Here is a 15,581-nt window from a genome sequence, read left to right as displayed (position 1 = left end):
CAACACGATGGCGAAAGCACCATTAAATCCAGGCTCTCTCGTCACCCCGTCTGCCATGGGCGGTATCGTGGGAGGCAAGGGCTTTGATTTTCAGACGCGCTACACGGTGTGCCACTTACCTGTTTGGCTGACTCAAGGCGGCTTCCAGCAGATATTTTCCGAAGGTACCGGCGACATCGATGTGCGGTACGTCGCCGATGGAAAGTCAACGCGGCAGCACATCCAAACGAAGGATCATGATGTTACGCCGAGCGAGTTCAAGGAGGTTGTCGATACCTTCATGACAAGCGACGCGGGCATGCCCGGCGTGTATGAGCGTTTCACGCTAGCCTGTCCGTCACTTTCTCAGCAGCTTCGTCCGGTCGAGACAGGGCTCGCGCGGTTGCGCAATGCGAGCCCATTTTATGACGATGCGCCTTCCGCCCTAGCACCGACGAAAGAAGATGTGGATGCGCGTATGCGCAGCCATGCTTTGAACGATGCGCAGATCCAATTTATTCACGATAAAGTTTTTATCGAAGTTGGCCATGGTGACCTTGCGCATGATGAGCGTGCTCTTGACATTTTCATTGCGCGCCTCCTGAAGCATCCAGAGTTTGCCGACAAAATCCGCGCGATGGTGCAGCCGGCTTACGCCGAGATGATCCGCTATGTCAGTGCAAGCAAGGGAAATGTTCTTGATCGCTCGTCGATCGAGGGTTTCCTTCGTGCTGCCGTCCTATCCAGCTTGTCTTCCGAAGCGAGGGTGACGCTTTGGCTTCAGAATTGGACGAAAGAGGCTTTCGATCCGCCAGCGGACTACGAGTTAGACTGGACCGCGCATTTTGACCGGCAGTCCCGCCGGGTTCCGACCGCTGATGTTTGGAATTCAGACCTGATCCCGCAGATCAATGCCCTTAAGTCCAAAATTCTCGCGGCAGGCGCTGTTCGGAGCATTCGCCTTCGAGGCAAATGTGCGTTGTCGACCGGAGTTGCGCTCGGCGCGGCTTTTCCGAATGTGGGAGGCTGGACATTTGAGATACCCCAGCCGCCCGCCAAGGAGCCGTGGCGATCCGATGCAACGCCAACCCCGAACTATCGATTGGAAGAAGAAATCATCGAGGGACAACCAACCGGCGCTGACCTAGTGCTTGGCCTGAACATTCGCGGCGATGGGCGCGAGGACGTTTTGCGCTATGTTCAATCAACCGGGCAGATACCGCAAGCGTATGTCTTTCTTTCTCCGTCAAGCCAAGGAGCCCTATCCATCGGCGGAGCCGAGGATGCAATTGCGATGGCATCAGCCATTCGTGAACGGCTCGGAGTTCTTCTGAAGGCGCGTCAAGTGCGGACAACGCGACTGTTCTTCTACGGACCCTTTGCGCTTTCCGTGTTTGTCGGGCAACAGCTGACGTCCATTGGTGAGGTTCAGCTGTTTGAGTACCAAGACCCCAGCTATGTTCCGAGCGCCTTGCTTCGAACGTAATCCACGTGAGGGCGAAACTCGCATGCTTACGACCGAACAGCTCCTCAACGGGCTACCACCAGACCTGACGCTGCGGTTCTTCGCCAAATTCGCCCGAATGGAATTCGCGTTGAAGCAGCGTCGCCTGCTCCGCTTCACGGCGGAGGGGGAGGTGGCGCAGATTGGTCAGCCGAGCCTTGTCGTCCGCCTCGGAGCTGAATTCTTTGCGGCCGTTCATTCTGCGCAGATGGCTGAGACTTTGATCGCAATCCCGCCGAAGCACTTTCTCGTCGGTGGCAACGGCGGCGTGGAATTCGGTGCGCAGCCCGCTGCCATCGAGACGACCTCCGATTTGATCGGCGCGACTTGGCGTGTCCGCAACAATCTCTTTCACGGCAACAAGCTGTTTCCGGCAAACCGCGAGCGAGACGAGGGTTTGATGACGGATGCGTTGGCCGTGCTCGACATGATTCTGCAGGCGCTGCCCGATGTATCGTCAGCCTTTCAGGAACCTCAGCAATACTTTTGAGCCAAGTTTTTTCACAATCCATTGGAGTAAAAGCCTTAGCTCTGACACCAAAGAGGAATTTGCGGATGAACCTTCAAGAATTTGAAGCCGCAGTTGACGCGTGCCCTGACGAGATCACTCCAAAACTAGATAGCTTGGAAGCACTCTACGAGTATGTCGGACTGCCGGTCGAAAGTTCCTTTTCGCGAAACGAAGCGGCGCAAGAACTTTACCGGAAAATCGTCTTGGCTTTTCCCGCCGGCCGGCAGACCGTTTGGAAGCGTTGCCGTGACCTTCTTGAAGAGCTCATTCAGGATCACGTGCTCGACGGGAAGCCGCTCGATCCGTATTTCGAGGTTCTGGAGCACCTACGAGATGCCGTTCGCGCAGAAGGCGCAACTCCCGGCGATATCAAAGGCGATTGGAACGCGGCAATCCGGCATGCGTTCGATCACACGCGCGTAAGCAACTGGGACACGAGCGCGACGCGCGAGAACACCCACACCCGCGAGTTCGAACTGGCAAGGGCCGCTAGACGCTTGCGCGAAGCGGGCTGCAAGCTGCTGCGAACAGGGCATTACCTGAGCCTGGCACCAGAGTCCGAAATGCTCTTAGTTGAAAGGCTCGAAGCAGCCATAGCGCAGATTGGCGGACTGAACGCTGCACGCCGTGTCTTTGCTCAGATCACGCCGCTCTATCGCGAGGTGTACGAACGGTATGATCTGGTCAAGCGGCCTAGCATGATCGGTGGTGGGAAGCCCCAGATACCGTTTGGCTATATCCTTATGCTTGCGGCGAAGCACTTCATTGGGAAGAAGCCAAACCAAGACACCGATGCGAACTGGTTAAGTATGCTTCGTTTGGCAAGTGACTACGCCGCCGTGTTCGACGTGCAGGAATACGCACCGAGCGTCTGGCGGAACATGGATGCAGCCGAACTCATTGTGTATCTCCGTGAGGTCGCGCAATTCGACACGCTCTTTCGCCTTCCGCAAATCCGAGCCTCCGATATGGACACCATTATTCGAGGCATCCTCCGTGACCTTGATCTCGACGAGAAGCGGGGCGGCGGCTGGACCCTGAACGACCTGCTGACGATCCTTCAGGTATTGCTGGACGGCTCCAAGGCAAAGCGGGGACCTCACTCGTTCGATACCGACAAGATTTTAACCGCGCAGTCAGGCCTTGATCTCATCACCGTCACGGCCGCTCTTAACGAGGTGTTCAGTCATCCAAAAACGGGGGCAAATCCGAATTTCTCGAAACCGACGGACGGGCCGACGGACGATCCGGGTGGCCGAGAACTCGGTCACAATTTTTACACACGTCCTCTACTTACCGCGGATGAGAAAACGTATTGGCTGCTGGATCGGTCGATGTGTTCAACGTCTTGCTTTGAAGCCATTCTAGGAGCAGCGCGAAGCACCGAGCAGAAGCTGGACCAGAAGCTTGGCGCTACGATCGAGGCGTTCTTGCGCGATAAGTTTCACGACCATCAGATTACGACAGTGTCGGGCGACTATGATGTCGATCGTGAGCACGGCGAATGCGATATCGTCGTCGAGACGGAAGAAGTGATCGTCTTCTTTGAAATCAAGAAGAAGCCATTCACCCGTCGCGCTCAAGCCGGGTCAGATGCGCACGTTCTGCTTGACCTTGCCGAAAGCCTTGTTTCCGCGCAAGTTCAGGCGGGGTGGCACGAGGTGCGCTTGCGGAAGTACGGTTATATTGACCTCGATGAGAAGGGCCAAAAGTATAGGTTGGAGTTGAAAGGTCGGCACATCGAGCGCATTGCAGTCTCGCTACTTCAATATGGAAGCTTTCAAGACCGGATTTTCCTTAAGCAACTCCTCGAAGGAATAATGAACGCGTCTTTTACAAGCCCTGACCCCTTGGTGAACAAGAAGATGACGGCCCTCAACGCCTCGTTGAATGAATTGCGCGACCAGTTTGCGGCGCTTCACCCGGGACAAATGGAAGTCAGAGCGCCTTTTTTCCATTGCTGGTTCTTGAGCGTTCCGCAATTGCTTGCTCTGCTCGATGGCGTGACGGGTCCCGCCGAGTTCAAAAGAACGCTGTGGCAGACGAGGGGTGTGGTTACGGGAACAGCGGACTTCTATTACGAACTTGCCTTCATGCAGCGGTAACTCCGCGGATGCCTTCACCCGGCGAAATCCGGCGAAAACGCACTTTGCCAACTGCCCTTTCAATGTCGAAAGTGCAGGGGCATGTGCAGTCTCTACAGTACCTGTCGCGACAGCTTGCCCTCGACGAGGGGCGCGACAACGATATCGTGCGCGTTGATTGATGCTGTCTTAAATATGAAGCGGTTTGGCACGTGTCGTTCCGGTCATGAAACGCTGAGAGTTAAAGGCCTGATCAGAAGCCCAAAGCCTGGTATTGGTCGCGCCATGTAAGCGGCAGAGTCTTCGGGATCAGCACCAAGGACAACGTCGCTGGCTGATCTCCGTTAAAGATAGCGCCGGCGATATTCGGCGACAAAAACGCATAGCGCAGCTCCTGGCGTACCAACTTTGGGTGCAGGTTAACAGAAGCCGCTAGCGCCTCGACGGTGTCGAAGCTGTTGTTCTGCAGATCACGTAGCCATGCATGGGCTCGAACAATGGCTTGAACCAGTTTTGCATCGGGCTGCCGTTCGCCGTTCTCCTCAATGATAGTTGCCGAACTCGGTTGGAACATCTGCCAAGGGATCGAGAATTTGTTCGATCGAATCTTTGCTGCTGGCGTGGCGGTAATTTTGATAGCGCGGCTACTTAGTTCGGCACGTGACACAAAGCTCCCAACAATATCCGCATTCGTCACGGCCTGACCGATCTTCAACCTTTCCCGCAAGGCATTGATCAGCGCCTGTTCGATATCGGAAGCCGGGACGCGTGCGACCGATCCGGCATCGGCTTTGCGGCCGCGCAGTAGGGCTGAGCTGACATAGAAACGATAGCGGGCACCATTCTTCGACGAAAAGCTCGGGCTCATGGCATTTCCGCGATCATCAAAGAGTTTGCCCATCAGGAGAGCACCGCTTTCAGATCGTTTCACCTTCCTTTTAGTCTTGCTCGACGCCAACAGTTCTTGAACCTTGTCGAAGGTTTTGCGGTCGATGATCGCCTTATGCTCGCCGGGATACCATTTGCCGCCGTGACCAGTCTCACCGATGTAAACTCGGTTTTTCAGGAAATGAGCAAGGGGGCCGTAGGTGAACGGGATGCCGCCGTTGAACTTCTTGACCTTGGTGTTCCGCCGCTTGGTCACGATGCCACGCTTGTCGAGATCGGTTACAAGGCGGCTAAACGATTGCAAATCGATGTAACGCCGAAAGATGATGCGGACGGTTTCTGCTTCGGTGGGATCGATGACGAGTTTCTTGTCCTTGGCCACATAACCGAGCGGCACCGTGCCGCCAGTCCATTTTCCTTTCCTACGGGAGGCTGCCACCTTGTCCCGGACGCGCTCCGAGGACAGCTCGCGCTCGAATTGGGCGAACGACAGCAGGACGTTCAGTGTGAGCCGTCCCATCGAGGTGGTGGTATTAAACTGCTGGGTCACGGCCACGAAAGAGATCGATCTGGCGTCGAACGCCTCGACCAGTTTGGCGAAATCAGCCAGTGAACGGGTGAGGCGGTCGATCTTGTAGACGACGACCACATCGACCTTGCCGGCGTCGATATCCTTCAAAAGTTGCTGGAGGGCAGGGCGTTCAAGGTTGCCGCCGGAGAATGCCGGGTCGTCATAGGGCTGCTTGATGACCTTCCAGCCGAGCGATGCCTGGCTCTTTATATACGCCTCGCAAGCCTCCCGTTGGGCATCGAGCGAATTGAATTCCAGCTCGAGGCCATGCTCGGTCGATTTGCGCGTATAGATCGCGCAGCGGAGGGTTTTGGGAACGCTACTTGCCATCTGCGGCACCTTGAGACTTGGACCGTAGCCCGAAGAACCGCGGTCCATTCCAGTTGGTCCCGGCAATCAAGGATGCGATCTCGGAGAGGCCTGCATAGGTTTTGCCCTCATAGGCAAAGCCGTCCGGACGAACCACGACGCGGTAGGTCTTTCCCTTCCATGTCCGAACCAGCTCGGAGCCGGGCTTGATCCGGCGCGGTAAATCGAGCTTTCCGTTGGGCTTAGCGGCCATGGCTTTCACGAGCTGGTCTAGGAGGCGCTTGGTCGGACCGGGCAGTCGGCCATAGGCCTTTTCCTGAATCCGATGGGCGATGCTGCGCCGGAGCAGATCCGGACCGAACGCTTTTGGCGGATCCGTTCGCAGTACTTCCCGGTAACGTTTGCGCAGTTCGACAATAGGAGCTGTTGCCAGCCGATCCAGTTCGGCTTCCACCGCCGGATCGGCTGACTTCATGGGTAAGGAGGCTCGGATCATTTCGCGGTGCCCGGTTTTGTGATCCGGTACACGCGCTGGCCATCAGTTTTCGCTGACGTCAGGTTTAGCTTGAGCTTCTTCCGCACGGCTCCAGCGAAGAAGCCGCGCACTGAATGTTGCTGCCAATCAGTTGCTTTCATGATGGCGGCGACGGTAGTTCCGGACGGGGCGCGGAGCATCTCAATCACCTTGTCCTGTTTGGACACGACCACCTTCGGCGACTTCGGCGTTACCGGCTTCTTCGGCGCGGGCGACTGAGCTTTCGGAGCAGATTTCGCCGATCGCTTTGCTGCCGGTGTGGATCGTCCGGTCTTGCGAGGGGGCTTTCGATTGCTGGTGGCCATTTCAGTTCTCCTGCGTGCATGACAGCATCATGTGCCGCCACTGCCGCAAGCCCGTCGGTTGCCGACGGGCCGAGAACCTTTCAGTTGGAGAGAGCTTTACTCGCTCGACAACCGGTTGAGTAGCGAAGCTGCATCCTGCAAGCGGCCGGTCTCATAGAATATCTGTTCGAGATCCATCGAAACTCTTACGCCTTCAGCTACGCTGCCAGCCAGCGCGCAGGCCTCGGCGGCCTTGGCAATCCGCGCGGCCTCGCCAAGGCGAATACCGATCTCGGTAAGGATTAGGCCAATTGCCTGTTCTGTAATTTTGCGATCCATCATTCTGCCTCCGGTTTACGGCGACAGTGACGCTCCACGTGCCAGCGAAGTCGAGCAGAAACGCAGCAATCTAGTGGCTCTTATCAGCCGGTCCGGATCACAAAATGATCCAACAGGATACCTAAGCTGCACGGCCTATTTGGCCGGGCGCTTGGCCGCGGCCTTGGGTGCGCCTTTTCCGCCAACGTAGTCTTTGAACAGTTTGACCGGATCGGCGCCAAGCGCGCGCGCAATGGCCGTGAACTCGATGATATCAAGGCGGCGTTCGCCGTTCTCATACTTGGCGACAAAGGATTGAGGTCGGCCGAGTTTCCTGGCCAAGGCTTGTTGCCGGATGTCCGCTGATTTTCGCACTGCGACAAGCAGGTCGATTAACCGGGCATAATCCGCGGATTTGAGGGTCTTTTGCATACGCCGCCCGGGCCGTGAATCGGCGGCGAGCAATTTGATCCTGAAAATGGATTATCCCAAAATAGGATTATATTAACTGAGGTTGGCGATAGTGGCACCGATGGCCCTAGTCCTCGTGGACTTCTACCCCACGGGAAGCGATGTGCTGACCCACCCAAGCCGGGCTTTCGAGGCGCGGCGGACGGGCACACGAAGCAAAAGTTGGGAGTTGTTGATGAATATTGTGATCAAGGCGGCCTTGGGCTGCGCACTGGGATTTATCGTCGTCGGAGCACTTGTCGGCGGTGGCCGGAGTGCGGTGCCACCGGCTCCGAGCGTCCCTCTGCCATCCGATCAGGCCCGCTTCATAGCCGCCATCACGCAGGCACGATCCAAGTTCACATCGGCTCCGAATGAATTGGCCGCAGGCGGAATGCGCAATGCCAGGCAGAAGACGATTTGTAGCGCTCTCCAAGGCCAGAGCGCCTCGGGATGGATCGGTAAAGTCGCCTATCTCTCTACCAACGGCGATGGCAAAGGCGTGATCACCCTTGAACTTGCGCCCGGCTTGCAAGTTTCAACCTGGAATAACGCCATATCGGACTATTCTGATAAGACCCTGATTGACCCAGATACCCAGTTTTTCAAGTCTCTCGCCGCAATGAAGCGTGGCGACACCGTGAGGTTCTCGGGCGGGTTCTTTCCGTCGAACCTCGACTGCGTGGGAGAGCAAAGCGTGACTATCGCTGGATCGATGAAGAGCCCGGTCTTCACCATGCGTTTCTCATCGATCCGCAAGCTCTAGTCGCACAACCTCGCCCTCCTCGCGCTACGAGCGAGCGATGTTCGTATCGATTCGCGCCTTCCTAGAAGGCGGACTCTGTTGGGCGCTAATCAGCTTGATGCAACATCGAACATCGCGTTGCTGCGCATATCAACCATTTGATCGCGCATTCACCCCACCCAAGATAGCGTCGTATCATAGCCGCCCTTGTACGAAAGCGCTTGGCTGAGACTATCGACCTGATCATCGTGTTTGCCCTGCGGGAAGGTCAGAAGCTCGGTTTCGAGCTGCGCCAAGAAAGGCGCTTTCCGGGGAAACAGCACGAGACCACCTTCAAACTTGGCTTGGTGCACGAACAGGCGGCCTTGCTTATCGCGCTCGATGGGCACGGGCATGACCGTGTAGATACCGCTTTGCTTAAGCTCTTGAGCCAGAGCGATACCGGTTGATGCATCCTCAACCAGTATTTTGAGTGGGTCGTATCGTTGCGCGAGCGCAATCGCAGTGGCGCGTAGCTGGGGATACTCATAACGTCCCCTTGTGACGTCCATCAGATAGAAGTGTTTATCTACCAACAACCATGTCGTGCAGACTGACCAGTCGTTCTGGCTACCGACCTTGGCGGCCGTGTCCCACGATTGAATGACTTTGGTTCGATAGCTGCGTTCCGGCAATTGATCGTAGTAGCGCAGCCAATCACGTTTGATCATCCCGCCGCCGTCGGGAACTGGAGATTGCTGATACTGGGCGCCGAAGATTCCGGAACCCATTTCGGTGCGAAGCTTTTCCAGCGTTGCGAGAGTCTCGTACGCGGGATGAAGAGCTTGGCCGGCGCGGCGCGCGTGGAACTGCCCTTCACCGATCTCCACTTTCTCATCGACCTCGGCAATGGCAGGCAGGCTGAGGACCTTCCAGTCCTTGGAATTTTCGACCAGAAATCCCGTCAGGTCGTGAAGATGAACCCGCTGCATGACCAGAATGATGACGCCCGTCGCTTTATTGTCGAGCCGCGAGAGCAGGGTATTCGTGAACCACTGGTTCAGGGAATTACGCAGCGTGTCGGATTGCGCATCTACTGGCTTTTGCGGATCATCCAGAATGATGATGTCACCGCCGAGGCCCGTCAGCGTTGCCGAAACGGAAGTTGACCGGCGAAAGCCGCGTCTGGTGGTGAAGACGTCGGAATCCGCAATACGATCGACGCGCATCGTCGGAAACGTTTTTCGATACCAAGCGGACTGAACAATCGCCCGGAAGTCGGCTGCGTGTTTGGCCGAGAGATCATTGCTGTAGCTCACGCCAAAGATCCGCAACTGAGGTTCATGGCCTAGCAAAAATGCCGGCAAAATGACCGACACCGTAAGCGACTTTAAGTACCGCGGCGGCATGTTGAGGATTAGACGGTTGACCTTGCCCTCTCGAATGAGCTGAAGCTGGTGCGCAATCGCCTTGATGTGCCAATTCGGCAGGTACTCAGCACCCGGATTGAGCATGAGAAAGCAGCGATGGAGGAAGCTTTCGAAGTCGTTGCGCAGAATGGAGTGCAGAAGATCTTGATCCTTCACTGTGTTCACTCCTTATCGGGATTCGATCGGAATTTGCTCAGGTAAGCATGAAGCACCGCCTTGTCGTCCGGATTGACCTCAGTCTCTGTGCTGTCTGTCGATGCGATTGCAGCCAAACGGTTCAACACGAAGGCTGCGCTCTTGGTGTTGCCCTTGAGTGAATCCTCTGCGAGCTTATGAAAAATTCCCTCCAATATGGTGATCTTGCGAACCTTGCCGTTCTGGCGGATTTCGATTTTGCGATTCAATAGCCCTACCAAAATGGTGGCCTCACTTTTGGCGCCCTTGGGTCGGCCTTTTGGATTGCCGCTTTTTCCGGGCTTGAATTGATTTGCCTTTGGCGGCTTGCCGTAGCCGACATCTTCGTCGCTCGACTTCAGCCGCACCCGCTTGCGGAAGACACGCTCAATTTTTGGGATCGAAGCCATTGTGTTAGATCCTTACGCGTTTGAGAGCAGGGGAAGCGGATCGCTCGGCGGTCACCTCGTCGAACGTCTGGCCGGTGGCCACGAGAACCGCGTCGCGCTTGGTGAATTCCTGCCAACGGCGGATAGCAACGTCGACGTACAAAGGATCGATTTCGATGCCGTAGGCGCGTCGGCTGACCTTTTCGGCGGCAAGAATGGTGGTGCCGGATCCCATAAAAGGATCGAGCACAATGTCGCCACGACGCGAACAGTCCCGCATGGCGTCGGCCACCAGGGCAACGGGTTTGACCGTTGGGTGAACGGTCAGCTCGGCGAGGCGATCTTTGCGGAACGTATTGACGCCGGCGTACTCCCAGACGTTCGATCTGGAGCGGCCAAACTTGCCGAGTTCGATATTGTTCTGGTGGCGGCCAGTGCCGTTCTTGAACACAAGGATTAGCTCATGCTGGGAGCGGTAGAAGCTGCCTTGCCCAGCGTTGGTTTTGACCCAAGCGATTATGTTTTTGAGCTCAGTGAAAGCTTCTTCGCCGGCCGCAAGGCACTCGCCAACGTGCCGCCAGTCCATGCAGCAGAAGACGATTGAACCGTCCTCTAAATACCGAGCGGCCAAGTGCATCCAGCTGGTAAGGAATTCAGTGAACTCGGCGCGCGACATCTCGCCGGAAGCTGCGGCAAACTCGCGGTGCTTGATTTTGCCGCGACCCTGAACGGAGCTAACTCGAACATTGTAAGGTGGGTCCGTAAACACCATGGCAGCCCGGGCGGTGCCCATCAGCTTTCTGACGTGCCCGGGCTCTCTGGAATCCCCGCACAACAGACGATGTTTGGACAGCGTCCATAAATCACCCGTCCGACTGACGGCCTTGGCTTCTATCTCGGGTACGGCATCGCCAGGCTCACGCTCAGAGTCGAGGTGATCGCTCATCAAGTTGTCAATCTCAGCAGCCTCAAAGCCGGTGAGTTCGATATTGAGCTGACATTCAGGAAGCAGAACCGCGAGCTCGCCGAGCTCCGCTGCAAGAACCGGATAATCCCATCCCGCGTTCGTCGGGATCTTGTTGTCCGCTATAGTAAGGAGGCGCTTCTTGGCGTTGCTTAGGCCCGACATGATTATTGTCGGCACTTCCTTAAGCCCGAGTTCGAGCGCGGCGAGATAGCGGCCATAGCCGCAAATAATGGTGCCGTCCTCATCGATCAAAATTGGATAGGTCCAACCGTAACAAAGGACTAGGTTTGCGATTTGTCGGATTTGCTTTTTTGAGTGCGTTCTTGTTTTACGTTTGGGCGCTCGCAATGAGCGTACAAGCGTCATGACGACGCGGTCGTGGGTCACAGTGAGCTCCTTTCATTTCGAAGGGAGCTCTTACATCCATCATTTTTTTGCTGAACGCATCAATCGCGATCAATGTGAGATTGTGGCAAGATTTAAGATCGGTTTTCCGAGGCTTTTGTACGCCGGCGGCGGGCTTGCCTGTTCGCTTTTGGTTTGGCCAAAAAGCGCTTCAACACACTGAGCCGCTGTGGACCGTCAAGGATTCCTTCCAACGGTCCGCGATCGGCCGCTTCACGCGCCCGACGTTTCATATCCTCAATCGCACGCTTAGAAACTGTGACAAAAATCGTGGACATTGTATGCCTCCATTGCATGGAAGCTAATGATGTCACACGGGATGTCGTTGTCAGCCGCGCTGATCAAACTCAAATTGTGGCACGGCGGGGGCGCGCCCTTTTGTGACGAATTCCAAACTTGCTCAAGGTGTCGGAGATCTTTTGCTCCGATACAACCTTGCTGTTCGGATTATGCTTGAGCAGGTCGCCCTGTATTACCTTCAGATACGGAACATTGTCCAAGTCTCGAAGAGCACTGTAATTGAGAAGGTTCAATTCGCGCGCCATCGCAATGAAGTCAGGCCCTTGAGAACCGGCCGGAAGAGCGTAACACCGATCCTCCGCTTCCGCCGATGAAATCGTCTGATGGACGATCTGCCAATCACGTTCGGTGGTTTTGTACGGCAACTTCGCCGGAGTAATTTGAACTGCTCGGATAACCCTGCCGTCGATCAGGGTCACATTAACATCGCTGTCAACCATGGCGTCCGCCAACTCAACGGTTTCGAAATCAATCGACTCCGACCGATATCTGGCACGGCATATTTTTGAGCTGCGCAACCAAACTGTGTAAACGTGGCGATTACCGCGCTCAAATAGAAGTCCAGTGAGAGTGACAGCCTCGCCCGATGGCAGCGTTAAATCGCCACATGTTATCCTAGCTTGATCGCCGGATTGAAAGCCTGCTTCGTCGCTGAGCGCCGCGACCGCGTCCGCAACAGAAAGCATGTAAGGTTTCCGGTCGCTAAGATTGATGTGGACTGTCATGTCGAGCCTCGCGTACCCAAGATTCTCAGGTTGGTGAGCTCGGAGTATCTATGTCAAGTGCAGAGTGACCCGTTCCGGTGCGGCTGCAATCAGATCCGATCCGTGGGTTTTTTCGCGTAATGATGGATAAGTGTCTTAGGGGATGAAACCTGCACTAAAAAGCCCGCACTTCTGCGGGCTTTTTGCTTCTCCAGTTTTCAGTGGTGGCCCCACTGGTGTCCGCCGTGATGACCACCATGGTGTCCGCCAAAATGTCCGCCTCCGAAACCAAATCCGATGCTCGGTCCACCGCCATAATAATAAGGCTGTGGGGCATAGTAAGCCTGCGGAGCATAGTAGCCGTAGCCCCCACCGTAAGGGCGAACGTGTCTATGGCGTGAGTGATGACGATGACGCCGATGCTGCGAACTGAACTCATTAATTTGCGCAGTGTGGGTTGCAGCCTGCGCCTTCACCGAGTTGTCTGCTGCATTGGCGGCGGAACCGCCGAGGAGCGCCGCTGCACCGACGGCAAATGCGATAGCTAGTTTTTTCATTTCTTTCCTGACTCCAAATACATGTCATGTGGAGCAATAATTACGATGGGAGATATCCGTTCCAGCTCTCCAAATTAAATTTTCGATAAGCCCTTGAACATTCATTCATATCGATGAACCCATCGCTGGGTTGACGAGGTTAACTGCGATGATGTTGCCCCTTGTGTCTTTCTCTAAAAGCCCGTCAGCCTCCGATAAAGGGACCGGTTTAGACGTCTCAGATTTTGAGACGCTCTCCGTGCCGCTTAGAACCAACAACCCCAGGCCGTTGACGCCTACTAGTTTCGGACGAGCCGACGCTACGCGCTGCTTCCGGTAGCCGGGTACATGCCTGAGCTCGTTGCTATTCATTTCGCAAGAATCTTGTTGCAAGTTATTCGCAACAAGTATTTGATAGTCATTCGCAAGTAGCTCTGACAACTTAGAATGGCGACATTTTTTATGACGCTGCGAGGCCAAAACGTCATCGGCGAGCCGCGTCGCGGCGCGAATATCTTGAAAAGCCTGTTCGCCGGGATCGCGCTCGGGGCGCTGTTGTTCGACGCCGGCCTGGCGGCCGACAAGCCCATTGCGATGCCGCTCAAGGAGCAGCGCGCTGGGACATATTTCGATTGGAGCGGCCTCTATATCGGCGCTCACATGGGGTACGGCTGGGGTCGCTCCAACGCGACGCGGTTCGATCCGCTGCCGTCGGCACTCTCCCACTCCTATAACGGCATCAACGGCGGCGTGCAGGCCGGGTATAACGTCGTCTTGCCCTCGCGGGTTTTGCTCGGCGTCGAGGCCGACATCACGTTTCCAAACTACATCAACTCTAACGCGGTGGTGTCGTCCCCAAGATCTGCGGAGGCTGGCCTGACCGAGAAAATGGATTACGTCGGCTCCGTGCGCGCGCGCCTCGGTTATGCCGAACCTTCATGGATGATCTATGCGACCGGCGGATTTGCGTGGGAAGGCACGCGCTTCGCCAGTGATCTGTCGGGCGGACTGGAAGAGAAAAGCATCCAGCGTCGCACCGGCTGGGCTGCCGGGGCCGGATTCGAATATGCCATCGATCCGCTCTGGTCGGCGCGGCTGGAGTATCTCTATTACGATTTCGGACCGGCCGACGTCCGGTTGCCGTCGGGAGCGCGCTATGCCTCGGCACTGGATTTCCAGACGCTTCGCATCGGCCTGAACCGCAAGATCGATTGGCCGGGGAGCACGGGATCGCAGCCAGTAGCGGCAAGGACCGCGCCGTCATCGGACATTTGGGAAATCCACGGACAGACCACCTACCTGTCGCAGGGCTATCCCGGATTTCATGCGCCCTACACGGGCACGAACAGCCTGACGCCCAGCCGCCAGTCGCAGGCGACATGGAGCAACAGCCTCTATCTGAATGCCCGGCTGTGGGACGGCGGCGAAGTCTACTTCAACCCTGAATTGCTTCAGGGCTTCGGCCTCAGCAATACCGTCGGCGTCGCCGGCTTTACCAGCGGCGAGGCGCAAAAATCGAACTTCCCTTATCCGCGCTTCAACCCGTCGCGATTTTACCTGCGCCAGACATTCGGCTTCGGCGGCAAGCAGGAAGAGTTGCCCAGCGGCCCCGGTCAACTCGCGGGGAAAGCGGACGTCTCACGGCTGACAGTACAGGCCGGAAAGTTCGCTGTGCCCGATGTGTTCGACGGCAATGCCTACGCCAAGGATCCCCGCAAGGACTTTATGAACTGGTCGATATGGGCGCCGGGCGCGTTCGACTATTCCGCCGACAAGGTCGGCCTGACATATGGCGTGACGGCCGAACTGAACCAGAGATACTGGGCGCTGCGCGCAGGTTATTTCCTGATGGTTTCGGAATCGAACTCAGGCAATTTCGACATGAAGGTGTTTCAGCGCGGCAACTACATCCTCGAGCTCGAAACGCGCTATTCGCTGTTTTCGCAGCCGGGGAAATTCCGCACCATCGCCTGGCTCAACAGTGCCTATTCCGGCGGTTACCGGGACACATTGAACGATCCGGCGCTCAATCTCGACATCAGCCAGACGCGCCGCGGGCGGATCAAATACGGCTACGTGTTCAACGTTGAGCAGGCGATCACTAGCGATATCGGCGTGTTCGGAAGGTGGAGCTGGAACGATGGCAAGACTGAAATCATGGTTTTCACCGACATCGACGCCAGCCTGTCGTTCGGCACGTCGATCAAGGGAACGTCATGGGGCCGGCCGGACGACGTCATCGGGATCGGCGGCGCGTTCAATGCCCTATCGAAGGACCATCGCGACTTTGTCGCGGCCGGCGGCCTCGGCGTGCTGATCGGTGACGGGCAAATCAATTACCGACAGGAGAAGATTCTTGAGATCTATTACGCATTGGCCGTTAACAAGCAGATCACGGCAACTGCCGACTATCAATTCATCGCCAACCCCGCTTACAATGCGGATCGCGGCCCGGTGTCGGTGTTCTCAGGCCGTCTGCGCGGAGAATTTTGACGTCGTCGTGCCCCGACGAAGAAGCA

At 56.3% G+C, this 15,581-nt stretch carries 15 protein-coding genes; 5 read left to right on the top strand and 10 right to left on the bottom strand.

From position 1 onward, the window contains the following. Positions 1 to 7: 7 nt before the first annotated feature. The 3 genes from ACP7AL_RS12795 to ACP7AL_RS12785 all read left to right on the top strand — a co-directional run bounded on the left by ACP7AL_RS12795 (position 8) and on the right by ACP7AL_RS12785 (position 4,099). The gene (locus ACP7AL_RS12795) at positions 8 to 1,465 is read left to right on the top strand and encodes an SAVED domain-containing protein (RefSeq protein ID WP_425991814.1); all 1,458 of its coding nucleotides are present in this window, start codon (positions 8 to 10) and stop codon (positions 1,463 to 1,465) included. Positions 1,466 to 1,487: 22 nt separating this feature from the next. Next, positions 1,488 to 1,973, top strand: a complete 486-nt coding sequence (locus ACP7AL_RS12790) for a hypothetical protein (RefSeq protein ID WP_425991812.1) — start codon at positions 1,488 to 1,490, stop codon at positions 1,971 to 1,973. A gap of 65 nt (positions 1,974 to 2,038) precedes the next feature. Beyond that, positions 2,039 to 4,099, top strand: a complete 2,061-nt coding sequence (locus ACP7AL_RS12785; protein ID WP_425991810.1) for a hypothetical protein — start codon at positions 2,039 to 2,041, stop codon at positions 4,097 to 4,099. 232 nt (positions 4,100 to 4,331) lie between these two features. Here the strand turns inward: ACP7AL_RS12785 and ACP7AL_RS12780 are convergent, their stop codons facing one another. The 5 genes from ACP7AL_RS12780 to ACP7AL_RS12760 all read right to left on the bottom strand — a co-directional run bounded on the left by ACP7AL_RS12780 (position 4,332) and on the right by ACP7AL_RS12760 (position 7,415). After that, positions 4,332 to 5,867, bottom strand: a complete 1,536-nt coding sequence (locus ACP7AL_RS12780; RefSeq protein WP_425992941.1) for a recombinase family protein — start codon at positions 5,865 to 5,867, stop codon at positions 4,332 to 4,334. Next, on the bottom strand, positions 5,857 to 6,321 hold the full coding sequence (locus ACP7AL_RS12775; protein WP_425991809.1) for a DUF2924 domain-containing protein: 465 nt from the start codon (positions 6,319 to 6,321) through the stop codon (positions 5,857 to 5,859). The genes ACP7AL_RS12780 and ACP7AL_RS12775 overlap by 11 nt, the downstream gene beginning before the upstream one ends. A gap of 17 nt (positions 6,322 to 6,338) precedes the next feature. Next, entirely contained in the window at positions 6,339 to 6,686 is a 348-nt protein-coding gene (locus ACP7AL_RS12770; protein WP_425991807.1) for a DUF3489 domain-containing protein, read from the bottom strand. A gap of 96 nt (positions 6,687 to 6,782) precedes the next feature. Next, positions 6,783 to 7,004 carry a hypothetical protein gene (locus ACP7AL_RS12765; protein WP_425992939.1) on the bottom strand — a complete coding sequence of 74 codons (222 nt, stop codon included), beginning with the start codon at positions 7,002 to 7,004 and terminating at the stop codon, positions 6,783 to 6,785. Positions 7,005 to 7,139: 135 nt separating this feature from the next. Beyond that, positions 7,140 to 7,415: a helix-turn-helix domain-containing protein gene (locus tag ACP7AL_RS12760; RefSeq protein WP_425992937.1), complete on the bottom strand. Its 276-nt coding sequence runs from the start codon at positions 7,413 to 7,415 to the stop codon at positions 7,140 to 7,142. Between the two features lie 214 nt (positions 7,416 to 7,629). On the opposite strand from ACP7AL_RS12760, the gene ACP7AL_RS12755 reads away from it, so the two are divergent. Beyond that, a complete protein-coding gene (locus ACP7AL_RS12755) occupies positions 7,630 to 8,199 on the top strand; it encodes a hypothetical protein (RefSeq protein ID WP_425991805.1) in 570 nt (189 codons plus the stop codon). 149 nt (positions 8,200 to 8,348) lie between these two features. Here ACP7AL_RS12755 and terL read toward each other — a convergent pair whose 3' ends face one another. The 5 genes from terL to ACP7AL_RS12730 all read right to left on the bottom strand — a co-directional run bounded on the left by terL (position 8,349) and on the right by ACP7AL_RS12730 (position 13,083). Next, the gene (gene terL, locus ACP7AL_RS12750) at positions 8,349 to 9,743 is read right to left on the bottom strand and encodes a phage terminase large subunit (protein WP_425991803.1); all 1,395 of its coding nucleotides are present in this window, start codon (positions 9,741 to 9,743) and stop codon (positions 8,349 to 8,351) included. 5 nt (positions 9,744 to 9,748) lie between these two features. Further along, positions 9,749 to 10,171, bottom strand: coding sequence for a DUF5681 domain-containing protein (locus ACP7AL_RS12745; protein ID WP_425991801.1), 423 nt, complete (start codon positions 10,169 to 10,171; stop codon positions 9,749 to 9,751). 4 nt (positions 10,172 to 10,175) lie between these two features. Continuing rightward, positions 10,176 to 11,483, bottom strand: coding sequence for a site-specific DNA-methyltransferase (locus ACP7AL_RS12740; RefSeq protein ID WP_425992935.1), 1,308 nt, complete (start codon positions 11,481 to 11,483; stop codon positions 10,176 to 10,178). Between the two features lie 386 nt (positions 11,484 to 11,869). Then, positions 11,870 to 12,547, bottom strand: coding sequence for a hypothetical protein (locus ACP7AL_RS12735; RefSeq protein WP_425991799.1), 678 nt, complete (start codon positions 12,545 to 12,547; stop codon positions 11,870 to 11,872). 197 nt (positions 12,548 to 12,744) lie between these two features. Then, positions 12,745 to 13,083: a hypothetical protein gene (locus tag ACP7AL_RS12730; protein ID WP_425991797.1), complete on the bottom strand. Its 339-nt coding sequence runs from the start codon at positions 13,081 to 13,083 to the stop codon at positions 12,745 to 12,747. Between the two features lie 426 nt (positions 13,084 to 13,509). On the opposite strand from ACP7AL_RS12730, the gene ACP7AL_RS12725 reads away from it, so the two are divergent. Then, positions 13,510 to 15,555 (top strand): carbohydrate porin, encoded by a 2,046-nt coding sequence (locus tag ACP7AL_RS12725; protein ID WP_425991795.1) that lies wholly within the window; start codon positions 13,510 to 13,512, stop codon positions 15,553 to 15,555. Positions 15,556 to 15,581: the final 26 nt, after the last annotated feature.

This window comes from Afipia sp. DC4300-2b1, from assembly GCF_049895725.1.
Lineage (GTDB): Bacteria > Pseudomonadota > Alphaproteobacteria > Rhizobiales > Xanthobacteraceae > Afipia > Afipia broomeae.
Note: the sequence above shows the minus strand (reverse complement) of the source record. Positions and strands in the feature narration are given on the sequence as shown.